The organism is Cupriavidus sp. 22TCCZM04-2 (assembly GCF_057798895.1).
On the sequence record NZ_JBYOJS010000011.1, the window covers coordinates 106,791 to 128,372 of the forward strand.

20 protein-coding genes and 1 tRNA gene are annotated in these 21,582 nt (G+C 64.3%); 14 read left to right on the forward strand and 7 right to left on the reverse strand.

The genetic code is table 11. The annotated features are described in order from the left end of the window. Positions 1 to 3 precede the first annotated feature (3 nt). The 10 genes from AC3FKG_RS17555 (at position 4) to AC3FKG_RS17600 (ending at position 10,400) form a co-directional block, all read left to right on the forward strand. Positions 4 to 1,188 (forward strand): hypothetical protein, encoded by a 1,185-nt coding sequence (locus tag AC3FKG_RS17555; protein WP_488743699.1) that lies wholly within the window; start codon positions 4 to 6, stop codon positions 1,186 to 1,188. Between the two features lie 9 nt (positions 1,189 to 1,197). Next, on the forward strand, positions 1,198 to 4,665 hold the full coding sequence (locus AC3FKG_RS17560; RefSeq protein WP_488743700.1) for a DUF2341 domain-containing protein: 3,468 nt from the start codon (positions 1,198 to 1,200) through the stop codon (positions 4,663 to 4,665). Further along, positions 4,662 to 5,084 (forward strand): hypothetical protein, encoded by a 423-nt coding sequence (locus tag AC3FKG_RS17565; RefSeq protein WP_488743701.1) that lies wholly within the window; start codon positions 4,662 to 4,664, stop codon positions 5,082 to 5,084. The genes AC3FKG_RS17560 and AC3FKG_RS17565 overlap by 4 nt, the downstream gene beginning before the upstream one ends. Continuing rightward, entirely contained in the window at positions 5,081 to 6,979 is a 1,899-nt protein-coding gene (locus AC3FKG_RS17570; RefSeq protein ID WP_488743702.1) for a hypothetical protein, read from the forward strand. The genes AC3FKG_RS17565 and AC3FKG_RS17570 overlap by 4 nt, the downstream gene beginning before the upstream one ends. After that, positions 6,969 to 7,190, forward strand: a complete 222-nt coding sequence (locus AC3FKG_RS17575; protein WP_488743703.1) for a hypothetical protein — start codon at positions 6,969 to 6,971, stop codon at positions 7,188 to 7,190. Before AC3FKG_RS17570 ends, AC3FKG_RS17575 begins: the two co-directional genes overlap by 11 nt. Before the next feature lie 2 nt (positions 7,191 to 7,192). Continuing rightward, on the forward strand, positions 7,193 to 8,368 hold the full coding sequence (locus AC3FKG_RS17580; RefSeq protein ID WP_488743704.1) for a helix-turn-helix domain-containing protein: 1,176 nt from the start codon (positions 7,193 to 7,195) through the stop codon (positions 8,366 to 8,368). A gap of 8 nt (positions 8,369 to 8,376) precedes the next feature. Further along, entirely contained in the window at positions 8,377 to 8,847 is a 471-nt protein-coding gene (locus AC3FKG_RS17585) for a hypothetical protein (protein WP_488743705.1), read from the forward strand. Further along, positions 8,844 to 9,410, forward strand: coding sequence for a lysozyme (locus tag AC3FKG_RS17590; RefSeq protein ID WP_488743706.1), 567 nt, complete (start codon positions 8,844 to 8,846; stop codon positions 9,408 to 9,410). The genes AC3FKG_RS17585 and AC3FKG_RS17590 overlap by 4 nt, the downstream gene beginning before the upstream one ends. Before the next feature lie 224 nt (positions 9,411 to 9,634). Further along, a complete protein-coding gene (locus tag AC3FKG_RS17595) occupies positions 9,635 to 10,111 on the forward strand; it encodes a pilin (protein ID WP_488743707.1) in 477 nt (158 codons plus the stop codon). Positions 10,112 to 10,169: 58 nt separating this feature from the next. Further along, entirely contained in the window at positions 10,170 to 10,400 is a 231-nt protein-coding gene (locus tag AC3FKG_RS17600) for a hypothetical protein (protein WP_488743708.1), read from the forward strand. 90 nt (positions 10,401 to 10,490) lie between these two features. Here AC3FKG_RS17600 and AC3FKG_RS17605 read toward each other — a convergent pair whose 3' ends face one another. From AC3FKG_RS17605 to AC3FKG_RS17615, 3 genes are all read right to left on the reverse strand, one after another. Then, positions 10,491 to 10,769 carry an XRE family transcriptional regulator gene (locus AC3FKG_RS17605; protein ID WP_488743709.1) on the reverse strand — a complete coding sequence of 93 codons (279 nt, stop codon included), beginning with the start codon at positions 10,767 to 10,769 and terminating at the stop codon, positions 10,491 to 10,493. 32 nt (positions 10,770 to 10,801) lie between these two features. Continuing rightward, a complete protein-coding gene (locus AC3FKG_RS17610) occupies positions 10,802 to 10,966 on the reverse strand; it encodes a hypothetical protein (protein ID WP_488743759.1) in 165 nt (54 codons plus the stop codon). A 111-nt stretch (positions 10,967 to 11,077) separates the two neighbouring features. Continuing rightward, the gene (locus tag AC3FKG_RS17615) at positions 11,078 to 11,692 is read right to left on the reverse strand and encodes an ATP-dependent DNA ligase (protein WP_488743710.1); all 615 of its coding nucleotides are present in this window, start codon (positions 11,690 to 11,692) and stop codon (positions 11,078 to 11,080) included. Between the two features lie 976 nt (positions 11,693 to 12,668). On the opposite strand from AC3FKG_RS17615, the gene AC3FKG_RS17620 reads away from it, so the two are divergent. The 3 genes from AC3FKG_RS17620 to AC3FKG_RS17630 all read left to right on the forward strand — a co-directional run bounded on the left by AC3FKG_RS17620 (position 12,669) and on the right by AC3FKG_RS17630 (position 15,622). Beyond that, entirely contained in the window at positions 12,669 to 13,193 is a 525-nt protein-coding gene (locus AC3FKG_RS17620) for a hypothetical protein (RefSeq protein WP_488743711.1), read from the forward strand. 207 nt (positions 13,194 to 13,400) lie between these two features. Further along, positions 13,401 to 13,477 (forward strand) — tRNA-Asp (locus AC3FKG_RS17625). Positions 13,478 to 13,672: 195 nt separating this feature from the next. Beyond that, a complete protein-coding gene (locus tag AC3FKG_RS17630) occupies positions 13,673 to 15,622 on the forward strand; it encodes a SurA N-terminal domain-containing protein (RefSeq protein ID WP_483711239.1) in 1,950 nt (649 codons plus the stop codon). Between the two features lie 75 nt (positions 15,623 to 15,697). On the opposite strand, the gene AC3FKG_RS17635 is transcribed toward AC3FKG_RS17630, so the two are convergent. After that, positions 15,698 to 16,354, reverse strand: coding sequence for an arylesterase (locus AC3FKG_RS17635; protein ID WP_488743712.1), 657 nt, complete (start codon positions 16,352 to 16,354; stop codon positions 15,698 to 15,700). Here AC3FKG_RS17635 and AC3FKG_RS17640 point away from each other — a divergent pair. Then, positions 16,353 to 17,051 carry an ABC transporter ATP-binding protein gene (locus AC3FKG_RS17640; protein ID WP_483711241.1) on the forward strand — a complete coding sequence of 233 codons (699 nt, stop codon included), beginning with the start codon at positions 16,353 to 16,355 and terminating at the stop codon, positions 17,049 to 17,051. The two genes, AC3FKG_RS17635 and AC3FKG_RS17640, sit on opposite strands and share 2 nt — an antisense overlap. Here AC3FKG_RS17640 and pgi read toward each other — a convergent pair. The 3 genes from pgi to AC3FKG_RS17655 form a co-directional block, all read right to left on the reverse strand. Further along, positions 17,048 to 18,685 carry a glucose-6-phosphate isomerase gene (gene pgi, locus AC3FKG_RS17645; protein ID WP_488743713.1) on the reverse strand — a complete coding sequence of 546 codons (1,638 nt, stop codon included), beginning with the start codon at positions 18,683 to 18,685 and terminating at the stop codon, positions 17,048 to 17,050. The genes AC3FKG_RS17640 and pgi overlap by 4 nt on opposite strands. 217 nt (positions 18,686 to 18,902) lie before the next feature. Then, the gene (locus tag AC3FKG_RS17650) at positions 18,903 to 20,483 is read right to left on the reverse strand and encodes an NAD(P)H-hydrate dehydratase (protein WP_488743714.1); all 1,581 of its coding nucleotides are present in this window, start codon (positions 20,481 to 20,483) and stop codon (positions 18,903 to 18,905) included. Positions 20,484 to 20,521: 38 nt separating this feature from the next. After that, on the reverse strand, positions 20,522 to 21,582 hold a 1,061-nt coding region (locus AC3FKG_RS17655), incomplete at its 5' end, for an amidase (RefSeq protein ID WP_488743715.1).

The window sequence follows — 21,582 nt, forward strand, 5'->3', positions numbered from 1 at the left end:
ATCATGTCCAACGTAGTCAAGTTCATGCACGGCGACATGGTGAACGCTCCCACCGTGTTCGGTAACGCGGGCGGTCTGATCCCGATGCTCGACGCCTGCCTCAAGGACGGGTGGGGGCAGCAGACCTTGTCGTCGCTGGTGGTCGCAGGCGGCGTCGCCACGGCGACCTTCGGAACGGCGTTTCCATACGAGATTCAGTCGGTGGTGCTGATCGCCGGCGCCACACCAGCGGGCCTCAATGGCGAGAAGAAGGTGCTGTCCATCACCAGCAACACGCTGACTTTCGACGCGACCGGTATCTCCGACCAGACCGCGACCGGCACGATCACCGCGAAGATGGCGCCGCTCGGCTGGACGAAGCCGTTCTCGGGCACGAACAAGGCCGTGTACACCTCGCCGGCGGCAGCGTTCACCGGCGGCTTCCTGCGCGTCGACGACACCAACACGCTGAACGCGCGCGTGGTCGCCTACGAGGGCATGTACGACGTGGACACCGGCGTGAACCCGTACCCGACCGCTGCGCAGATGTCGGGCGGCCTGTGGTGGGGCAAGTCCAGCACGGCCGACGCCACCGTCCGTAAGTGGTTCCTTGCCGGAGATGACCGGGGCTTCTACCTGTGGCTGGCCCCCAACCCGGCGGCCTCGGGGCTGAACGGGGTGGTGTACTACTTTGGCGACCCGATCTTCCGCAACAGTGTGGATAAGTTTCCCTCGGTGCTGACCGGTTGCACCTCCAGCCTGGTAGCGACTGGCTCAGTGGTGACAACTTGCGTGGGGTATTCCAACACGCCGAACACGGCGGCGGGCGGCTTGTTTATTGCCCGCTCGCATACCGGCGCTGTGGGGGCGCTCAGCGCAGCGAAGGGGTGCATGCTGCTCGCCACGACGCCCGACTACTCCGGGCGAGTCCTCGTGAACAGCGGCGTGCTCAACTTCCCCAACGGGGGAGACAACGCGCTGCTGCTCGGGCTGATGGGGATTAACATCGCCGGCGCGCTGCGCGGGTGGTTCCCCGGCTGGTATTGCTCGCCACAGAACCTGTACACATATTTCTCGCATCGGGACGTGGTTGTAGGAACCGATGACTTCCCAAATAAGCGGTTCATTGCGCTGCGCGTCGCGCCCTGCGCCGACAGCAACGCGACGTGGGGTTTCCCTTTCATCGACGTAACCGGCCCCTGGCGCTAAGGAGATAATGTGGCAGTCGATCAGTTCGGTAGCAGCATCATCTCCCTGCTGCACTTCGATGGCGCCAGTGGCTCGACCACGATCACCGATTCGTCGAGCACGGCGCAGAACGGTGCGGTTGTGGGCTCGGCCGCCATCAGCATCGCACAGGCCAAGATCGGCGGGGCGTCGCTGAAGACTGGCAGTGCCAACGGCAACTACGTCAAGCTGGCCGCGACCAAGGCCCTTGACTTGGCAGCCGGTGACTTCACGATGGAGGCCTGGGTCTGGCCGGTGTCGCAGGGCACCGACTACGGTGCGATCTTCGGGCGATGGGACGACAGCGTGGCCGGCAACCAGGACTTCCTGGTGGCGCGCATGAGCAACGGCGCAGTGCGCGTGTGGTTCAACGGCGCGCAATTGATTGCGGGCAACGCCAGCGACCTGGCGACCGGGGGTTTCTCCCACGTCGCGGTGACGCGCCAGGGCACGAGCGTCAAGGTCTGGATCAACGGCACGCAGGTATCGAGCGCAACACTGTCCGGCGCAATCAATTGCGCGGCGACGCAGGGCATCGTGTTCGGGCAGAGCAACTTCAGTGCGGGCTCGACGTTCCTGGAGGCGTACTACGACGAATGGTGCTTGACTACCGCGTGTCGCTACACGGCGACCTTCACGCCGCCGACCGCCCCCTACGGCACCCCGGACAACACGAACTACGCGCTGATGCTGCACGGCGAAGGGTCGACCGGGGGCTACCCGACCGACAGCTCGGTGTTCAATGCCCAAGGCGCGGCGCTGGTGGGCACTGGCGTGACGACCAGCACGGCGCAGAAGAAGTTCGGCAACTCGGCGATTGCCTTCAACGGCAACAGCTCGATCCAGTACCCGAACGCTGGTCAGTATGACCTATCGACCGGCACCCCGGACTGGACCATCGAATTCTTCATCTACATGAATGCGTGGCCGACCAGCGGCAACAACACGCAGGTGCTCAACAAGGATGTACTCCCCGGGTCGATCAACCCGTCGTACGCGGTGTCGATTGGTGCGGCCGGCAAGGTCAACCTACTGATCGGCAACGGCACCTCCAGCTCGGGCCTGCAGCAACTGCTCGGCGTCACGCAGGTGATCCCGTTGTCCACCTGGACGCACGTCGCCGTGGTGCGCAAGAGCGGGACGCTGTATGTGTTCGTCGGCGGCGTGCTCGACCAGTCGGCTGCGGTGTCTGCGACGATGGTCAACGGCACTGGCACACTGCGTATGGGCAATACGGCCGGGAGCGCCATCGCCGCCGAGTACCTGAACGGGTATCTCGACGAGGTGCGGATCACGAAGGGGATCGGGCGGTACACGACCAACTTCAACCCGCCGACTCAGCAGTTCCTCGACGACGACGGCGCGTACGCCGGCCCCTGCACGCTGTTGCTGCACGGCGACGGCAACAATAACGACACCAGCTTCAGGGATACGAGCACCTATGCACGGACCGTGACGAGCACGGGCACGCCGAAGCTCAGCACCGGTAGCGTTAAGATTGGCACGGCGGCGATGCGGTTCACCGGATCGCAGAACGCCACGGTCAATCAGGATCGTCTCGATGTGCCGGTCACCGATGGCTCGCTGACCATCGGCCAGCAGGATTTCACCATCGAGTGCTGGCTGAACATCCAGGCGATTCCCGGCGCAGGGTTCGCCACCTTCCTCATCGACTGGCGCCCGACCTCGACCAACGGCGCGTACCCGGTGCTGGCCGTCGACCAGAACGCCAAGCCGATCTACTACGTGAACACGGCGAACCAGATCACCTCGTCGATTGCCATCACGGCCGGCACCTACGCGCACATCGCCGTGGTGCGCAAGTCCGGGGTGACCACGCTGTACGTGAATGGCGCGGTGGGCGGCACCTGGAACGACGGCACGAACTACCTGGCGCCGGGCGGCAACAAGGTGCGGATCGGCGCGTCCGGATGGGATGCATCCAGTAGCCTGAACGGCTACATCGACGAGTTGGAGGTGACCGTCGGGGGCGCGCGTTACGTCGGGGCCTTCACGCCGCCGACGACGCCTTATGCCGATGCAATCGGAACTCGCCGCACGATGACCTACAGCTCCAGCCTGTACGCCTTCACGCGCTTGCCTTCGGCCCCGGCAATCGGCCTCGGCAGTGACAAGGCCCACCGTGGACGCCCGGGTCAGACCGACCAGACCTGGGGAGGCAAGGGTCGCGTCGCCGGACAGACCACGGTGAACAACACGCCGACGCCTGAGCGAGTGAGGCTGCTGGAGGAGGGCGGTGCGGTGGTGCAGTCGGCGTGGTCCGATGCGAACGGCAACTACGTGTTCGACAACGTGAACGAGAACTACAAGTACCTGGTGCTCGGCCGCGACTACTCGAAGACCTACAACGCCGTGGTGCAGGACAACATCACGCCGGTGATCATGCCGCTGTACAGCTATCCGAGCGAGTACACCGGGAGGATGAAGCGCAAGCTGACCCTGCCGCAGACCGTGGGGCTAGGGTCCGGGCATGCAGTCCTGCTGCGCGTGGGCGAAAGCCCGGCGACGATGAGCAAGACCATGATGGGGTCGGTGTTCCTGTCCGCCTCGTTTGCGCCGGGCTGCCAGGCCGATGTCTGCCTGCCGCTGAAGACCTTCCCGACGACCAAGGGTAGCTACACCTCGGACATCAACTTCACCGACCTGGCCGGCAACCCGATCCCGTACTGGCTGGAGCGGGTCGAGGGCTCGGCGCCGAACCGCGTGGCGTATTACTGGTTCAACATCCCGGGCAACCTGGACAGCGCCGCACAGTCGGTCTACGTCTGGTACAACGGCGCCACGCCGACCACCAGCAGCGGCGGCGCCACGTTCCCGATCCTATGGGACGACTTCACGTTCACGGGCTCGTCGATGGATGCCAGCAAGTGGACGGGCTATCCGAACCTGACCACCGTGGCGAATTCCACGGGCGGCGACTACTGGTATGGCCTGAACCCGGGCGCCGTGCGCGAGTGCCGTACCGTGGCGAGTTTTGGGCAGGGTTATGAGGTGAACGCGCTGTTCAATGCGTCGAACGGGCAGTCGTTCCCTACTGTCTCGACGGCGGGGCAGAACTCGGGCTTCTTCGGTTGGGTACAGGGCACCATCGGCACCGGCACAACCAAGCTGGCGTGCATTTACAACACAGCGTCCGACACCGCCAATACCCGCTTCGGTATCAACGGTGAGGCGGATACGGCCGGCTTGATTGTGTTCCCGCGCTTCGCCGACGGCGTCCTGCATCGCATGACGCTGCAGCGAGGCACCGACGGCGTGGTCAACTTCCTGGACCGGGAGCAGTTCATCGCCTCGCGCTCCGGCGTGCCTTCCGATGCGGCGCAGCTCTGCCTCGGACGCTGGTATAACACCGGCCCCGGGGTCGACTACTTCTTTGTCCGCAAGTACGTACAGAACGCGCCGGCGCTGGTCATCGGCTATGAGGAACTCGCACCATGACGCTCGCCTTTTCCAACGGCGTGATCGCCGACCGTCTCCAGGCGCTGACACGAGCTATTGACGCAGGCTCTGGTCCGGGCAAGTTGCTGATCTACAGCGGCACGCGTCCGGCGCGCGGCGTGGCCCCGGGCGCAGGCAACACGCTGCTTGCAACGCAATTGTTTGCAGATCCTTCGGCCGGGTCGGTGTCCGGCAGCACGCTCACGCTACAGATCGGCTCGTCGGTCCTTGCCAGCAAGACGGGTAACGCGGCGTGGGCGCGCATCACCGATAGTGATGGGAACTTCGCAGCCGACTTGGACGTTGTTGCGTCCGGCGGTACCGGCGAACTGCAGCTCGCGGCTGGCGGCAGCCCGACCACCCAACTCTATGAGGGCGGCGTGTTCTCGATCTCTCTCGCAACCCTGGTGGATTCGTGACCGACATCAACCTCGACTTTCACCGGGGGTACACGCCACCTGCAGGGACGGCGGTCAACCTCAACTTCACGCTGAACCCGGATGGTGTAGCGACCATCGGCCAGCTCGTGATGGTGAAGGCTGCGCCGACGCTGCAGATCGTCGGCGACGCAGAACCCTCAACGCCGGTAGCGGGCCAACTGGTGATGACGAAGGCTGCACCGACGCTGCACTTCACCGCGAACTACGACAATTCGGTATGGCGTGGCCCGTCGTCGATTCGCGGTGCTGCGTTCGAGCAGGCTGCGCCTTTGGAGAAGTCGAGCGGCAGTTCATTCGAGCAGGCTGCGGCGCTGCACCCTGTGCGCGGGGCGAGCTACGACGAAGCCGCTCCGATGCGCGCTTCCCGCGGCGCAGGGTTCAAGCAAGCCGCGAACATCCGGGTGACCGACCGCGCATCGTTTGAGCAAGCGGCACACGTTCGTGCGAGCAGCGGCAGCCCGTGGGAATACCCGCCGCACGTAAGGGTGTCGAGCGGCGACCGATTCGAGCGCGCCGTGCCGCAACGTCGCAGCGCCCGCGATGGTTGGGAGTACCCGGCGCACGTCAAGGTGTCCACGGGATCGCGCTATCAGGAGGCTGCTCCGCTCGCGCGATCGATGGGTATGCCGGCGAAGCAGGGCACACCGACGAACCACTCGACGCGCATGCCTTGGCAGGAGGCGACTGGCCGCATTCACTGGGGTGTCGACCCGGAGCCGCCCGAGCCGCCCGAGCCGCCTTTCACCGGCAGCACCTTGCTGAAGTTCATCTGCCCGTGGCTGGACTATGCGGGCGATGACATCCGTTTGAAATTCGGTGTGAACCCATGCCCGACGGAACCGCCTGGCGAAACCGTCATCGTCCCCGTAAAGAGGGTCTATATCGTGATCAACTCTGTAATGCTTCGGCGCGTCGACGGCAATGTCGAGCTGCCCACGTTCTCGCTCTCACTGAGCATTGACGCTGACTCCTGGACGTGGGGCTTCAACGCGGCGCTGCCGGCGGAAACGCTCGACGCCGTGCAGGCTGGATCTGACGGCACTCCGGTCGAGCTGGAAGCCGTGATCAACGGGACCGCATACCGCGTGCTGGCCGAGCAGATCAGCCGCGAGCGCACGTTCGGCCGCGCCGCCATTCGCGTGAGCGGCAAGGGGAAGTCGGCCATCCTCGGTGCGCCGTATGCCCCGGTGCAGTCGTTCAGCAACTCCGGCGCACGCACGGCGCAGCAACTGATGAACGACGCGCTGACCCTGAATGGCACCAGCATCGGCTGGACCGTCAACTGGGCGGCGACCGACTGGCTGGTACCGGCCGGCGCCTGGTCGCACCAGGGCACCTACATCACTGCGCTGAACGCCATCGCCGGTGCCGCGGGCGCGTACATCCAGCCGGACCCGAGCACGAAGGCGCTGAAGGTTCTATCCAGGTACCCGACGGCGCCGTGGAACTGGGGCTCGCTGACGCCGGACTTCGAGCTACCCGCGGACGTAACGATGCGCGAATCCATCGAGTGGCTGCAGCGCCCGGCCTACAACCGCGTGTTCGTGTCGGGCGAGGGGCAGGGCGTGCTCGGCCAAGTGACCCGCACCGGCACGGCTGGCGACATCCTCGCGCCGATGGTGACCGACCCGCTCATCACGCACGCCGACGCAGCTCGCCAGCGTGGCCTGGCAATCCTCGGCGACACCGGGCGCCAGGCGCACGTCTCCCTGCGGCTGCCGGTGCTTGCCGAGACGGGTGTGATCCAGCCCGGCAAGTTTGTCCGCTACGTCGACGCCGGCGTGACGCGCCTCGGCATCGTGCGCAGCACCAGCGTCGATGTGAGCATGCCCGAAGTGTTCCAAACGATCGGAGTGGAAACCCATGTTGCGTAACCCTTACAAGATCCTTCGGGATCTGATGCCGGACCCTCCGCTCCAGGTCGGAACCATCGTGTCGGCCGCGAATGGCGTGGCTGCCGTCCAGCTTCCCGGCGGCGGCATCCTGCAGGCGCGTGGAACGCTCACGTCAGGTCGAGTGTTCGTGCGCGATGGCGTGATCGAAGGCGCTGCACCATCCCTCCCCATTGAACTCATCGAGGTCTGACAATGCCGAAAGCCGCTGTGATCGACCCTCAACTGAAGCAGTGGGCCACGCCGATTCAGGCGAAATACATCGACGCTGTGATCGAACACGGCTCGATGCGCGCGGCGGCAAGCCATCTCGGCGTAGCCAAGAGCGCGGTGCAGGCGTGCATCACGCGAGTGAAGGTGAAGGCTGCGACGAAGGGCTATTCGCCCGAGCACGACATGACGAAGGTCGTACCGGACCCGTTCATTACCCGCGGCGTGTCGACCTACTATGACGCGGACGGCAAGGTGCGCGGACAGTGGGTCAAGTCGCAACTGGACGGCGACCGCCTGGCTGAAGCGCAACGCGCCGCGCTCGCCGCGCTGGCCGAGGAACTGCCCCGGGTCGAACCGCAACCTGCGCCGGCGCACACGGTTGACAGCCTGTGCAACCTCTACACCTTCACCGACTATCACCTCGGCATGCTGGCGTGGCGCCGCGAGGGTGGGGCCGACTGGAACCTGGACATCGCCGAGCGCATGCTGACGACGGTGTTCGAGCACATGGTCAAGTCCGCGCCGGCCGCGCGTGTCGGCATCGTGAACCAGCTCGGGGACTTCTTGCACAGTGACGGCATGCTGCCGGTTACTCCGACCAGCCACCACGTACTGGATCAGGACGGGCGATTCGCAAAAATCGTGGCGGCTGCCATTCGCGTGCTGCGTCGCATGGTCGAGTTTGCCTTGTGCCATCACGAGCGCGTGGTGGTGCTGATGGCCGAGGGGAACCATGACCTGGCGTCGAGCGTGTGGCTGCGTGCGCTGTTCAAGGCGATCTACGAGAACGAGCCGCGGGTGACGGTGATCGACAGCGAACTGCCGTATTACGTCCACCAGCACGGCACGACGATGCTCGCGTTCCACCACGGGCATCTGAAGAAGAACGACCAGTTGCCTCTGCTGTTCGCGGCGCAATTCGCCCGCATATGGGGCGCGACGACTAAGCGGTACTGTCACGTCGGCCACCGCCACCACGTCGATGAGAAAGAGCACAGCGGGATGACCGTCATCCAGCACTCGACTCTCGCGGCACGGGACGCCTATGCGGCGCGCGGCGGATGGTTCTCTGAGCGACAGGTCACCAGCATCACCTATCACTCGGACTTCGGTCAGGTGGCGCGCAACACCGTCACCCCCGAGATGCTGACCCTCTAAGGAGCCCCATGTTCTCAGCCATCATTTCGTTTCTCGGCGGCAGCGCCTTTCGCCTGATTTGGGAGCAGATCAGCAGCATGTGGACGAACTATCAGGACCACAAACACGAGCTGGAGCGCATGCGGCTGCAGGGCGAGCTTGACGCCGCGGCGCACGAGCGCAACCTGGCGTCGATCAAGCTGCAGTCCGAGCTAGGCGTGCAGACCATCCGCGTGCAGGCCGAAGCGGATCTCGCGCGCACCGACGCCACCACATTCGGCCAGGCAGTCGTCGCCGCGATGAAGCCGACCGGCATCTATGCGGTCGACCTGTGGAACGGAATCGTGCGGCCGGCTGCCGCGACCATCGCGCTCGGCCTGTGGTGCTTCGCGCTGCATGAGGCTGGCTTCAAGATGGGCGAGTGGGACCGCGAGCTGGTGGGCGTGATCCTCGGCTTCTTCTTTGCAGTGCGCGTGCTGTCGAGCCGGGGCAGGGTATGAACTGCGTGACCTGGTTCCTCGGATTGTTCAAGCCTGCGGCCGTCACCGAGCCCCCGCCGGGTGTTGTACCGCCGGCCGGGCCCGAACCTGTGGTGGACGCCCCGGCGCCGAAGGACTTCAACACGCTGGCGGTCGAGGTAGCGGCTGCGCTGGCACGGCGCTTCGAGGGGCTGTACCTGGTCCCGTACCTGTGCCCGGCCGGCGTGCCGACGATCGGCTACGGCGCCACCTACTACCCTGACGGCAGGGCGGTCACGCTGAAGGATGCGCCGATCACCCGTGAGCGCGCGGAGGAACTGCTGCTGTGGATGGTCCGCACAGTCTATCTACCAGCGGTACTGAAGCTGTGCCACGGGATCGACACGCCCGAGCGACTGGCCGCGCTCATCGACTTCACGTTCAACCTCGGCGCGGGCAATCTGTCAGCCAGTACGTTGCGCCGGCGCGTGAATACTGGCCGGTGGGAGGACGTGCCAACCGAGATCCGCAAATGGAATAAGGGCGGCGGTCGCGTGCTCCGCGGGCTGGTGCTGCGGCGCGAAGCGGAGGCCTCACTCATTTGAGTTATGTGACAAAAATTGTCATCCTGTTTGATCGACAACATGACAATTTTTGTCACTCGACGAACAGACAAAGGGTGACGATTTTTGTCTCGGCATCGATGGAGTGACAAAAATTGTCACTTTTGGGCCGCTTTACCTCATTTGAGGTACCTGGCACGCCTCATGCTCCCATCCCCCGCAGCAGCAAAAGTGCTGCGTAACTCAAAAACTCTAGGGGTCATGTCATGATGAACAAAGCGCGCAGGATGGGAAAACGGGTACAAAAGGGCTTCACGCTGATCGAACTGATGATCGTGGTGGCGATCATCGGTATTTTGGCTGCCATCGCCATTCCGCAGTACAGCGATTACAGCTCGCGTTCCAGGGCGTCTGGCGCAATGGCTGAGTTGAACGCCGTAAAGCTTGGTGTTGCCATGTGCCTGCAGGAAACCGGCACGTTGACCGGCTGCGACATGGGCGCTGCTAACGGCTACGTTCCGACGCCGGCAGTCACGAAGAACATCACCGTCGTGACGAGCGTCACCAATGGCATCATCAAGGTGACCACGGGCGCTACGGACACTGCCAGCCCGCCCGCTCAACTGACGATCATCGATACGCCGACGCTGGGTGCTGGCGCTGCGAACATGACCTGGACCAACACGGGTACCATTTGTAACGTCACCCGTGGTCTGAAGTCGGGTCAAGGCGATTGCCCGTAATACGGCGCTGTTTTAAGCCAAGGGCGCCTTCGGGCGCCTTTTTCGTTTGGAGTAGAAAGTGCCTTTGCCGACCAACGAGCAGCTTGTTGAATCGCTCGACAACGAACTGATGGATCTGCTCTATGAGCGCTTGAAGCTGGCCGCGTACCTACCGGTACCGAGCACACCTGCCGAGATCCACCAGGCTGTGCAGCGCATGCGCGGGATCGCGGCAATCTACCGTGTGCCGCCCGAGGTGGGTGAAGCAATGGCACTGGCGATCATCGAGGCCAGCCGGCGGAAGCCGTAAGGCAGAAAAGCAAAAAGGCCCGCTGATGCAACACTAGACTCTTCGAGGGGTCAGTATCACGGCGGGCCTGCCGACGAATCGGCACACAGATTATTCCGCGCCGCCAGCACCTTCGTCAAGGTCAACGTCGGCGCCGATCTCGCGCATGCGCGCCAGCACGCGCGTCATCTCGGCCTCAGTGAGCGCCAGGCGCGCGGCGCCAAAGAACAGCATCTGCGGGGCCATCTCGCGCGGCTGAGCGCCGCCGGTGTACTTGCGCCACTGCTGGCCGCCGGCCACGCCGAATAGCTCGGCCATCTGCTCGCCAGTGCGGTCGAGATCGTTTTTCAGACGCTGCAGGTCTTCGGGCTTCGGTGGGGTATAGCGCATAGAAAAAACCCGCCTTGCGGCGGGCCTTGGAGTTAGAAGAACAGTTTGGCGGCAGCCAGCGCCGCGCCGAGCCATGCCGTTGCCCAAATCACCGGGTACCAGCGGGTTTCGCGCTGGAGCTTCATGGCCTCGGCGTTGAGCTTGATCGTCTCGGCCATCAACTTGCCGATCTCGGCTTCAGTCTTCAGGATGTCCAAGGTCTTTTCCATTTCGTCGTCCTTTCGGGATGTCGGGCGGCGCGGCGCGCTACCTCTGAGACGTATATTAGCACCAAAGGGGCTAATGTCAAAGACTTTTTTTCGGCGTGATCAACGGCGGAATCGTTTCGCCGGCACCGCGCCCGGCCGTTTCACCTTGATCCAGTCTGGCGAGCGCACTCCGTCTTGATACGTGCTGCCGACCCGCTTCCCTACGACGCCCTCTAGTCCAAGGCCCAACACTGCCTCATAGAGCCAGGCGCCGTCGGCGACATCTTGCACATACAGAAGGCTCGGCGGCTCGTCGGCCAGCAGTTCGCGCAGCGCGGCCTTGCGCTTCTCTACCGGGAGCGCCCGCATATCCCTACCGCCGCGGACCAGCAAGTCGAAGACACAATAGGCGACCAGATCATCCCCGGGTCGCCGGCCGCGGTGCCGCGCTCGATCGTGCAACCGCTCGAAGTCGCTCCGACCGATATCGTCCAGCACGCAGACCTCGCCATCGAGAATGTTCCCCGGCGGCAGGGTGGCGAGGGTGGCGGTGATTTCAGGGAACCAGCGCGTGCAGTCTGCGCCGTTTTTGGTCTTGAGCCGTGGCTGGCCGGTAGTCGCCAGCATGCGGTAGCCATCATGCTTGATCTCCCACAGCCAGTCACCGGTCGCCGGCAGAGTCTTGCGCTCCGTCAGCAGCATCGGCGAAAGTTCGGCGAGGGTGGGGGAGGTCATCGTTCAAGGATCTTCTCGGCCATGATGGCCGTGCCCTGGCTATATCTAAGCCTCTGCGGCACCCATAAACATTTTGTTGACACGGTGACTATTAGCGTCTTACGATTCGTCCGTGTTGCGTTTTTCGCAGCGCGATGTGAATAGTGCCGGCTTCCTCCGTGGCCTAAACGAATTGGCCGGCACCGCGGTTCACCGCTTGTTGTTGTTCACAATCGCCAGGATGATCAACATCCCGATGAGTTGCACCAGGTTCGCAATAACCTGTTCAAACATCGCGTAGTTACTTAGGTTCTACGGCGGTTTCACGACCAGTTCCACGCCGCCCGGTGCTCGCAACAGCGGGCTGCGTCGGTTCTGGGCCGCTTTCCGATATCCTTGGAAAGTGAGCGCATTCTACCCGATGCATCAACCCCCTCCGGCTGAGTAAGCCACAAACTGGCTTGAAAAGCCTGCGCAAGAAGCCATGTTTTTTGGCTTAAAGTTGCGTTTCGGCCTCTAGCGGCACTGGTTCCAGGGGCTTTCCAGTGGCGCAATAGAATCTTCTTGCTATTTCAAGGCGAATCAAGTGCTCGCTGGTGGTCATCGGCCGCGCCGCCGACGACTCCCGCCCGTATCCACCAACTCGGGTGGCAGCTCATCTGTCGGCAATCCGTCATTCAAGTATGGCTCGCTGCTCATTTCATTCCGCAGGTGCCAGAGGATCATGGTCTGGTAGCTGCCGGTCCCGTAGCCTCCGGCGGGGAAGCAGGCCTGCAACTGGTACGCACGCCGCACGATGCACTGGAGCCGTGCAACCTCCCAGAGCAGGGCGCGCACTTCCGGCGTAGGGCAGCGCTGGTACATCTCCCTAAGCTCTGCCTTGGTGAGGGGAGTCTTGAACCGGCCGTCGAAGGGGTCAGGAACGTCTGTCATCCCTGTACTGTATATCTATACAGTGCCTCGGTGGGGCATAATCTCGGGCAAAAATTGAGATCACATGGACGCCATCCTCAAATTCATCTTCGATTCGAAGAAGTTGCTGGTAACGGCATTTCTGACCGCCTTGACTCTATATATAGGTCCGCGTTTGCTGCCCGAATACGTGAGCAAGGTTCCGGACCCGTGGGGGTTCGCCACCGTCGGTGTAATGGTTCTCTCAGGGGTACCTATCCTATGGGGAGCGCTGGCTGCTGTTGGAGCCTTCTTCGTCAGGGTGCCCTGGCGCCGGGTCTTTACGTCAAGGTCATTGAGCACTGCAGAGGCGGAACTGCTGGTGGCGATGAGCACACGTATGTTCTTTGCTGTCGAGGTGGATGACGTTCTCGATGAGCACAGGCTGAAGGTCGACCTGCTCCTTGGATTGCTTGAGCGTAAAGGCTACGTGGATCGCAGCTCGCCCTTGTCCACTTTTTTCAGGCTGACAGAAAGCGGGAAGCGCCGGGCTATGGAGCTGCTTGTCGAATCGCGCAAGGTAAGGGCGGATTCGCCCAGCGAGGGGGTAGCCGACAGTTTGGGAGGATAGCGTCCGGGGGCTTGCAATCTTGGGAATGCCTGTTAGAATCCCGTCTTCTCCTGCTGACCGGCTGGTGCGGCGAAGCTGGTGGACATTGCAGGCCTATGATTTGTAAGGAAATTCGATTCCCTTACAAGGCGTAGGTCGGGGGTTCGAGCCCCTCAGCACCCACCACTTCACCATCGCGCAAATCCGGCCGTAGCGGGAACCGACAAAGGAGTGGTAGTTCAGTTGGTTAGAATACCGGCCTGTCACGCCGGGGGTCGCGGGTTCGAGTCCCGTCCACTCCGCCAGACATGTGATGCAAAAATGCCCGCTTACGCGGGCATTTTTGCTTTTTGGCGCCGAGGCCTCCGGCCATGTCAGGGCGTCGTCGAGCACTGGCATCCGTGTCCTGCCGTCCCCGGCGGCAAATGGCGGTGCGGCGCCCGGCTCCTGCTAGAATCGCGGGGTTTGACGTTCGTGCCAACCCTCTTACCTGAGTCCGCATGCTTGATTTCGTACGCAACAACCGGCGCCTGATGCTTTTGCTGCTGCTGGTGCTTGTCTTTCCGTCGTTCGTGTTTTTCGGCGTGGAGAGCTATTCGCGCTTCATGGACAGCTCGCACGATGTCGCGAAGGTCGACGGCCGCGCGATCACGGTGCAGGAACTGGACAACGTGGTGCGTGAACAGAGCGAACGCATGCGCCAGATGCTCGGGGCCAGTTACGATCCGCGCCAGTTCGAAGGCCCGGCGCTGCGCAAGAACGTGATGGATCAGCTGATCCTGCAACGCGTGGTGGCCAACGAAGTGGCACGCGAGCACCTGACGGTATCGAATGCTCGTTTGTATGAGGCGATCAACAGCATCCCGGCGATTGCGCAACTGCCGCGCAAGCAGGACGGATCGATCGACGACAAGGCCTATCTGCAACTGCTGGCGGCGCAAGGCATGACGCCCGAACAGTTCGACGCGCGCATGCGCTTTGACCTGGCCACGCAGCAGCTGGGCACCTCGATCGCCGGCACGGCGTTCGTACCCAAGTCGTTGCTGGACCGCCTGATCGCCGTGCGCGACCAGCAGCGCGAGGTGCAGGCACTGCTGTTCAAGCCGGCCGACTACACGGCGAAGGTGCAGGCGGATGCGGCGGCATTGAAGGCCTATTACGACAGCCACCAGTCGGCGTTCTCGGTGCCCGAGCAGGCCAAGGTGGAGTACCTCGTGCTGTCCGGCGATGCACTGGCGGCCGCGCAGGCTGTCACGCCGGAGGAGCTGAAGTCTTACTACGACAGTAACATCGCGCGTTTCCGCACGGATGAGCAGCGCCGCGCCAGCCATATCCTGATCGCTGCACCCAAGGATGCGCCGGCGGCACAGCGGCAGGCAGCGAAGGACAAGGCCACCAAGCTGCTGGAAGATCTGCGCAAGCATCCCGACACGTTCGCGGAGGTGGCGCGCAAGCAGTCGCAGGATCCGGGTTCGGCGGAAAAGGGCGGTGACCTCGGCTTTATGGGCCATGGCGCTCTGGTCAAGCCGTTCGAAGATGCCATGTACGCGCTCAAGGAAGGCCAGATCAGCGACGTGGTGGAAACGGACTACGGCTATCACATCATCAAGCTGACCGGCCTCAAGCCGGCGGAAACGAAACCGCTGGAGGCCGTCCGGCCCGAACTGGAAGCCGAGCTGCGCAAGCAGCTTGCCGCCAAGAAGTACGCGGAAGATGCCGATGCGTTCGGCAATATGGTGTACGAGCAATCCGACAGCCTGAAGCCGGCTGCCGACAAGTTCAAGCTGACCATCCAGACCGCCGACGGCGTGACCCGCCAGCCGAATCCTGCGCTGGGCCAGAACAGCCCGCTCAACAACGAGAAGCTGCTCAAGGCGCTGTTCAGCGATGACGCCATCAAGAACAAGCGCAACACCGAAGCCGTCCAGGTCGGCCCGACCACGCTGGTGGCGGCACGCATCATGGATTACCGTCCGGCGACCGTGCGCAAGTTCGAGGAAGTCGAGGCCAAGGTCCGCGAAGGCTACGTTGTCCAGCAGGCGGCGGAACTGGCGCGCAAGGATGGCGAGGCACGCCTGGAGGCGCTGAAGAAGAGCGACAGCGCGCAGGGCTTCGGCGCTGTGACGATGGTGTCTCGCGCCAAGGCCGAAGGCATGGAACCCAAGGCGGTGGAAGCCATCATGCGCGCGGACGCCACCAAGTTGCCCGCCGTGGTCGGCGTGGACCTGGGCGCGAACGGCTACGCGGTGTACCGCATCACCAAGATCAACCAGCCTCAGCAGGCCAACGAAGGCCAGCGCCAGGCCGAGGCGCAGCAGCTTTCGCAGCTCGCTGGCCAGACCGAGATCGGAGCCTATTACGAGAGCCTGAAGGCGCGCTCGAAGGTCAAGATCCTCAAGCCGGTCGCGGCGGCCGATACGGCGGCCGGTAGCGAAGCGGCGGCGCAATAAGGTCCGCGCCGAGGAAAAAGACCCCTGCGAAATTTGCAGGGGTCTTTTTTTTTGTTCGCGCTGAGTGCGGTGACCTCAGCCTTTGCCGCCGGTCTTGAGCAAGGGCCTGAGCTGGGGCCACACGGTATCGAGCAGGGCGGGTTGCGCGTCCGCCGTCGGATGGATATGGTCCGGCTGGAACCAGTCCTGGCGCGAGATGACCTTGTCGAGGAAAAACGGCACCAGCGGTGCCTTGAAGTCCTGGGCCAGCCGCGGATAGAGCGCGAAGAACTTCTCGGTGTAGTCCTGGCCGTAGTTTGGCGGGATGCGCATGCCGACCAGCAGCACGCGGGCGCCGGCTTTCTGCGCGCCGCCGACGATCGTGCGCAGGTTGGATTCCGTCACCTGCAGCGAAAGGCCGCGCAAGGCGTCATTGGCGCCTAGTTCCACGATCACCACGGCAGGACGATGCCGCGCCAGCAGGTCAGGCAGGCGCGTCTTGCCGCCAATCGTGGTCTCGCCGCTGATACTCGCATTGACGACGCTATAATCGAGGCGCTCTTTCTGCAAGCGCTGCTGCAGCAAGCTGACCCAGCCAGTGCCGCGCGCGATGCCGTATTCAGCCGAGAGGCTGTCGCCCAGCACCAGGACGGCAGGCGCAGCCTGCGGGGCGGCGGCTGCCGCCGACACCATGAAGGCCATGCAGGCGGCCAGTGCCGCCTCGTGCCAACTGCTTCGGATCCAACTCTTCATGTCCTCTTCCATCCTCGACGTCGAGTCATTGGGAAAGACCGTTGCCGATGCGACCGGTTCGTTGACGATTCTGCACGACGTCACGTTTTCCGTCACGAGCGGCGAAACGCTCGCCATCGTCGGGGCATCGGGCTCGGGTAAATCGACGCTGCTCGGCTTGCTGGCCGGGCTGGACCTGCCGACCGGCGGCACGGTACGGCTCATGGGGCATGATCTCTTTGCCCTGAACGAGGATCAGCGTGCCGCGTTGCGGGGCAGGCATGTCGGCTTCGTGTTCCAGTCGTTCCAGCTCGTGGGACACCTGACCGCCCTGGAAAACGTCATGTTGCCGCTCGAACTGCGCGGTGAAGCGGAGCAGGTCAGGGAGCGGGCCATCGATATGCTCCAGCGTGTCGGTCTGGGCGCGCGACTCAACCACTATCCGCGCACGCTTTCCGGCGGTGAGCAGCAACGCGTGGCACTGGCGCGCGCATTCGTCACGCGTCCGGACATCCTGTTTGCCGACGAACCGACGGGCAGCCTCGACACGTCTACCGGCGAGGCCGTGATTGCGCTGATGTTCGAACTGAACCGCGACGCGGGTTCCACCCTGGTGCTGGTTACCCACGACCGGTCGGTTGCGGCGCGGTGCAACCGCATCCTGACGATCGACGCCGGCCGCGTGGCCAGCGATGAATGGATGGCGACCGAGGTCTAACCGCCTCGCGCCAGCACGCCGCGGGCCCTGGCAATCAGGGCTGCCGTAGAGGCGTCATGCGGGCCTGCTTCGGCGCCGGTCAGTTCGGCTTCGATCGGACGCGCCAGGATCTTGCCCAGCTCCACGCCCCATTGGTCGAAGGAATTGATGTTCCAGACCACGCCCTGCACGAAGGTCCTGTGCTCGTAGAGCGCGATCAGCGCGCCCAGCACATGCGGCGTCAGGTCTTCCATCAACAGCGTATTGCTTGGACGGTTGCCTTCGAAGACCATGTGGGCGATGCGCAGCTCGTCCGTCATGCCGGCCGCGCGCAGCTCCTCGGCGGAACGGCCGCGCATCAGCGCCTCGGCCTGCGCGAAGCAGTTTGCCAGCAGCTTGGCATGGTGGCCGGGCAGTTCGCGCGGCGGTACCAGCGGCGCAACGAAATCCACCGGCACGATCTGCGATCCCTGGTGGATCTTCTGGAAGTACGCGTGCTGGCCATTGGTGCCGGCGCTGCCCCACACGACCGGGCAGGTATGCGTGCGCACCCGTCGGCCATTGAGTTGCACGGACTTGCCGTTGCTTTCCATCTCCAGCTGCTGCAGGTACGCCGGGAACAGTTCCAGCGACGTGGAGTAGGGCGCCATGCAGCTGGTCGGCAAGTTGAAGAAGTTGCGGTTCCAGATGCCGAGCATGCCCATCACGACCGGCATATTGCGCTCGAGCGGCGCGGTGCGGAAGTGTTCGTCCATCGCGCGGCCACCCGCGAGCAGGTCGGCAAAGGCATTGAAGCCGACCGCCAGGGCGATCGACAGGCCCACCGAGGACCACAGCGAGAAGCGGCCGCCAATCCAGTCCCAGAACTCGAACATATTGGCCGGGTCGATGCCGAATGCGCGCACGGCCTCTACGTTCGTCGATACCGCGACGAAGTGCCTGGCCAACTGGTCCTCGGCCACGCCATTGGCCAGGAACCATTGACGCGCGCTGTGCGCGTTGGCCATGGTTTCCAGCGTGGTGAAAGTCTTCGAGCAGACGATCATCAGTGTGCGCCGTGTCTCGAGGCGCTCAAGCGCTTCGGCCAGCTCGGTACCGTCGACGTTCGATACGAAATGCATGCGCGGCCCCGAGTGGCCGTCGTCGTGCGCCAGATGCGACAGCGCGCGGCACACCATCTTCGGACCCAGGTCGGAGCCGCCGATGCCGATATTCACGACATCGGTGATGCGCTCGCCGGTCGAGCCGGTCCATGTGCCGCTGCGGACCGCTTCGGCGAACGCGCGCATGCGCAGCAGGACATTCTGGATGGACGGCATCACCGGCACACCATCAACCTTGAAACCTGCGCCCGCGGTGGCACGAAGCGCAACATGCAGCGCGGCGCGGTCCTCGGTGGCGTTGATATGCTCACCGGCAAACATGGCATCGCGACGGGCCGGAACGCCGGCTTCGTCGGCAAGCTGCAGCAGCAGCTCCATGGTCTGCGGCGTGACCCGGTTCTTGGAATAGTCCAGGTACAGGCCGGCGGCTTCCAGCGAAAACTGCCTGACGCGATTCTCGCCGTCTTCGGCAAACCAATCCCGCATCTGGTGGTCGCGAATGGCGTCGTGATGCTGCAGAAGGGCGTTCCAGGCGTGAAGATTGGTGGGCATGCAGGGCACAGATTCGTGGCGGGGGCTTGATGCCCGGTAGTCCAGGCCTTGTAAGTATAAAGCGTGTCTTGCGTCGATCACGGCTAGTCGGGATGGTTATCGTTACGAGATGAAACCGTAGCGCATCTCCTTGCCGCAATCCTGTAGGCCTTTGTCCGATTGTAGCGATGATACGGTGCAATTGTGTCCGTTGAGGCACCGGCGCAACCGCGCTGCGCTATCCCGCTTCGCCGCGCAATAGCGCATTCAGGATCGAACGGGCAGGGAGGCAGAGTTCGCTGGCGGTGACGCCGGCCGGTCCGGCACCGTTGGCGACCAGCATGTCGGCGGCGCGACCGTGGATCCATACGGCCGCCTGGGCTGCCTGAAGCGGCGGCATACCTTGGGCTAGCAGGGCGCCTGCCATGCCGGCCAGCACGTCGCCAGTCCCGGCGCTCGCGAGCGCCGCGTTGCCAGTCGGGTTGATCGTCATGGCCGAGGTACCGGGCGCGGCAATCACGGATCCCGAGCCTTTGAGTATGACGACGGCCTGCCACTGCGCCGCCAGCGCCGCGGCGGTGGCCAGTCGGTCGCGCTGTACGGCTGCCACGGTGGTGCCCAGCAGGCGCGCTGCTTCGAGCGGATGCGGCGTCATGACGCGTGGCAACCCCGCAGCGGACAGCGTGGCGGCCAGGCTGGCATCGGCGCCGAGCAGATTGAGTGCGTCCGCATCGAGCACCAGCGATGGCGGCGATGCGCTTCGACCGGCGTCTTCCAGCCATTGCGCGAGGGCCTTGCGCGCGCCGGCATCCGTACCCATCCCCGGCCCGATCACAAGGGCCGACATTGCGCTGACGGCCAGTTCGGATTGTGGATGCAGCATCAGTTCCGGGTGAAGTGGATCGATGGCAGGCGCGGACGGGGCGAGAAAACCGATGTGGACTTTGCCTGCGCCAAGACACTGCGCCGCACGCGCGCCGAGCAACGGGGCGCCGGTCATGCCGGTGTTGCCGCCGAGGATTGCGAGCGAGCCGAACGTGCCCTTGTTGACGGCGTGCCGACGTGCCGGCAGCGCGTGCCGGAACAGCGCGGGCCCGTTCACCCATGCGCGCGGCGTTTGCACCGGCGGATAGTCGAGGCCAAGCGGTGCGATATCGATCTTGCCAGCGCAGTCGCGCCCATCGAGCGTGAGCAGGCCAGGCTTTGCGCCGATAAAAGTGAGCGTGCGGCAGGCGCGTACCGCGGGGGCGCCGGCACCGGTATCGGCAAACAGGCCGCTTGGGATATCGAGCGCGAATACTGGTGCGGGCGCTTGTGCAAGGCGCGCGATCCACTCGGCGATAGCGCCGCCCGCGGGGCGGTTCAGGCCGATGCCGAGCAGGCCGTCGACAACGGCCGCCATCCTGGCGGGCCACGGCGCCGTCTGCTGCACGGTGTGCATGGGCACGCCCGCAGCGTCGGCTTCCTGCCATGCGCGCGTGGCATCGGCTGGCATATGTGTGGGATCGGCGGTGAGCCAGACCTGAACATCACGGCCGTTCTGGTGCAGGCGTGTCGCGGCCACCAGCGCATCGCCGCCGTTATTGCCAGGGCCTGCCAGGAACAGCAGCAGTCCTTGCGGCGCGTGCTGCGCCAGCCAGCCGGCGGCGGCCCCCCCGGCACGAGACATCAGCTCAAACGACGGCAGGCGCGCGAACGCAGCGTTCTCGATGTGCCGCAGGGTGTCGACGTCGTAGAGCGGGATGGCCTCTGGCGAGTCGGCGGCCAGCGCGGTCCAGCCTTCGGCCGGGATGGGGCAACAAGGTTGCGTGGGGTTCATTGACAGGCAAGCCCGAGGATGGTCGCGTGGCGGCGCGCCTATTCGCCGCGCAAGCCCGGTTGCACGATGCCTTCCAGTGCAAGCGCGGTGCCTAACAGATGGGCATCGCGCATTGGCCCATGGGACAGCATCAGGCCAACCGGAAGTTCGTCGGGGGCATGGCAGGGCAGCGAAATCGAACAGCCATCAAGGAAGTTGAAGGCCGAGGGATTGCGCAGCAGCAGCGCGTTGGTGCGGAAAAACAGGTCGTCATCGCTGCGCAGCGGTTCGATGGCGGGAGCCACCATCGGCACGGTAGGGCAGATCACTGCGTCGAAGCGTGCCAGGCGAGCCTCAACCCGCGTGATCCAGTCAATGCGCGCACGGGCAAGGTCCACATAGTCGGCCGCACCCATGCCGGCGCCACGATCGATGCGCATCGCGACACGCGGGTCGTAGAGTTCGCGCCGGGTCGCGAGCGTCTGGCGGTGGATCGCATAAGCCTCCGCGGCGCTGAAGCCGCCCGCGGCGTTCAGCCCCGGCAGTTCGGCCAACTCGGGCAGGTCCGTGTGTTCCAGTTGCACGCCAGCGGCGGAGAGCCGTCCGAGCGCGCGATCGAACGCACGGGCGACTACGGGATCGAGGTCGTCCAGCAGCACCTGGCGCGGGATGGCCAGGCGGATGGCCGCCGGAGCCGGGACGCTCGGTACCAGCGCGCTGTCGGCGATCACGCTGTCGACCAGCAGGCAGTCGTTGACGGTGCGGGCCATGGCACATGCGGTGTCCAGCGTATAGGACAGCGGAAAAGCGCCTGTGAGCGGCACGCGGCGCGTGGTCGGCTTGAAACCGGTCAGGCCGCACAGGGCCGCCGGAATGCGGATCGATCCGCCGGTATCGCTGCCGAGCGCGGCTACCGCCAGACCGAGAGCCACCGAGACTGCGGCGCCGGACGACGATCCGCCAGGGATGCGCGCGACGCCATCCGCGCTGGCCGGGTTCACCGGCGTGCCGAAATGGGGGTTGATGCCCACACCCGAGAACGCGAACTCGGTCATGTTGGTGGGGGCGCCGCCGGCCCCCCCCACAACTAGCAGGGCGGCGCGCCCCCCGGGCACCGGGG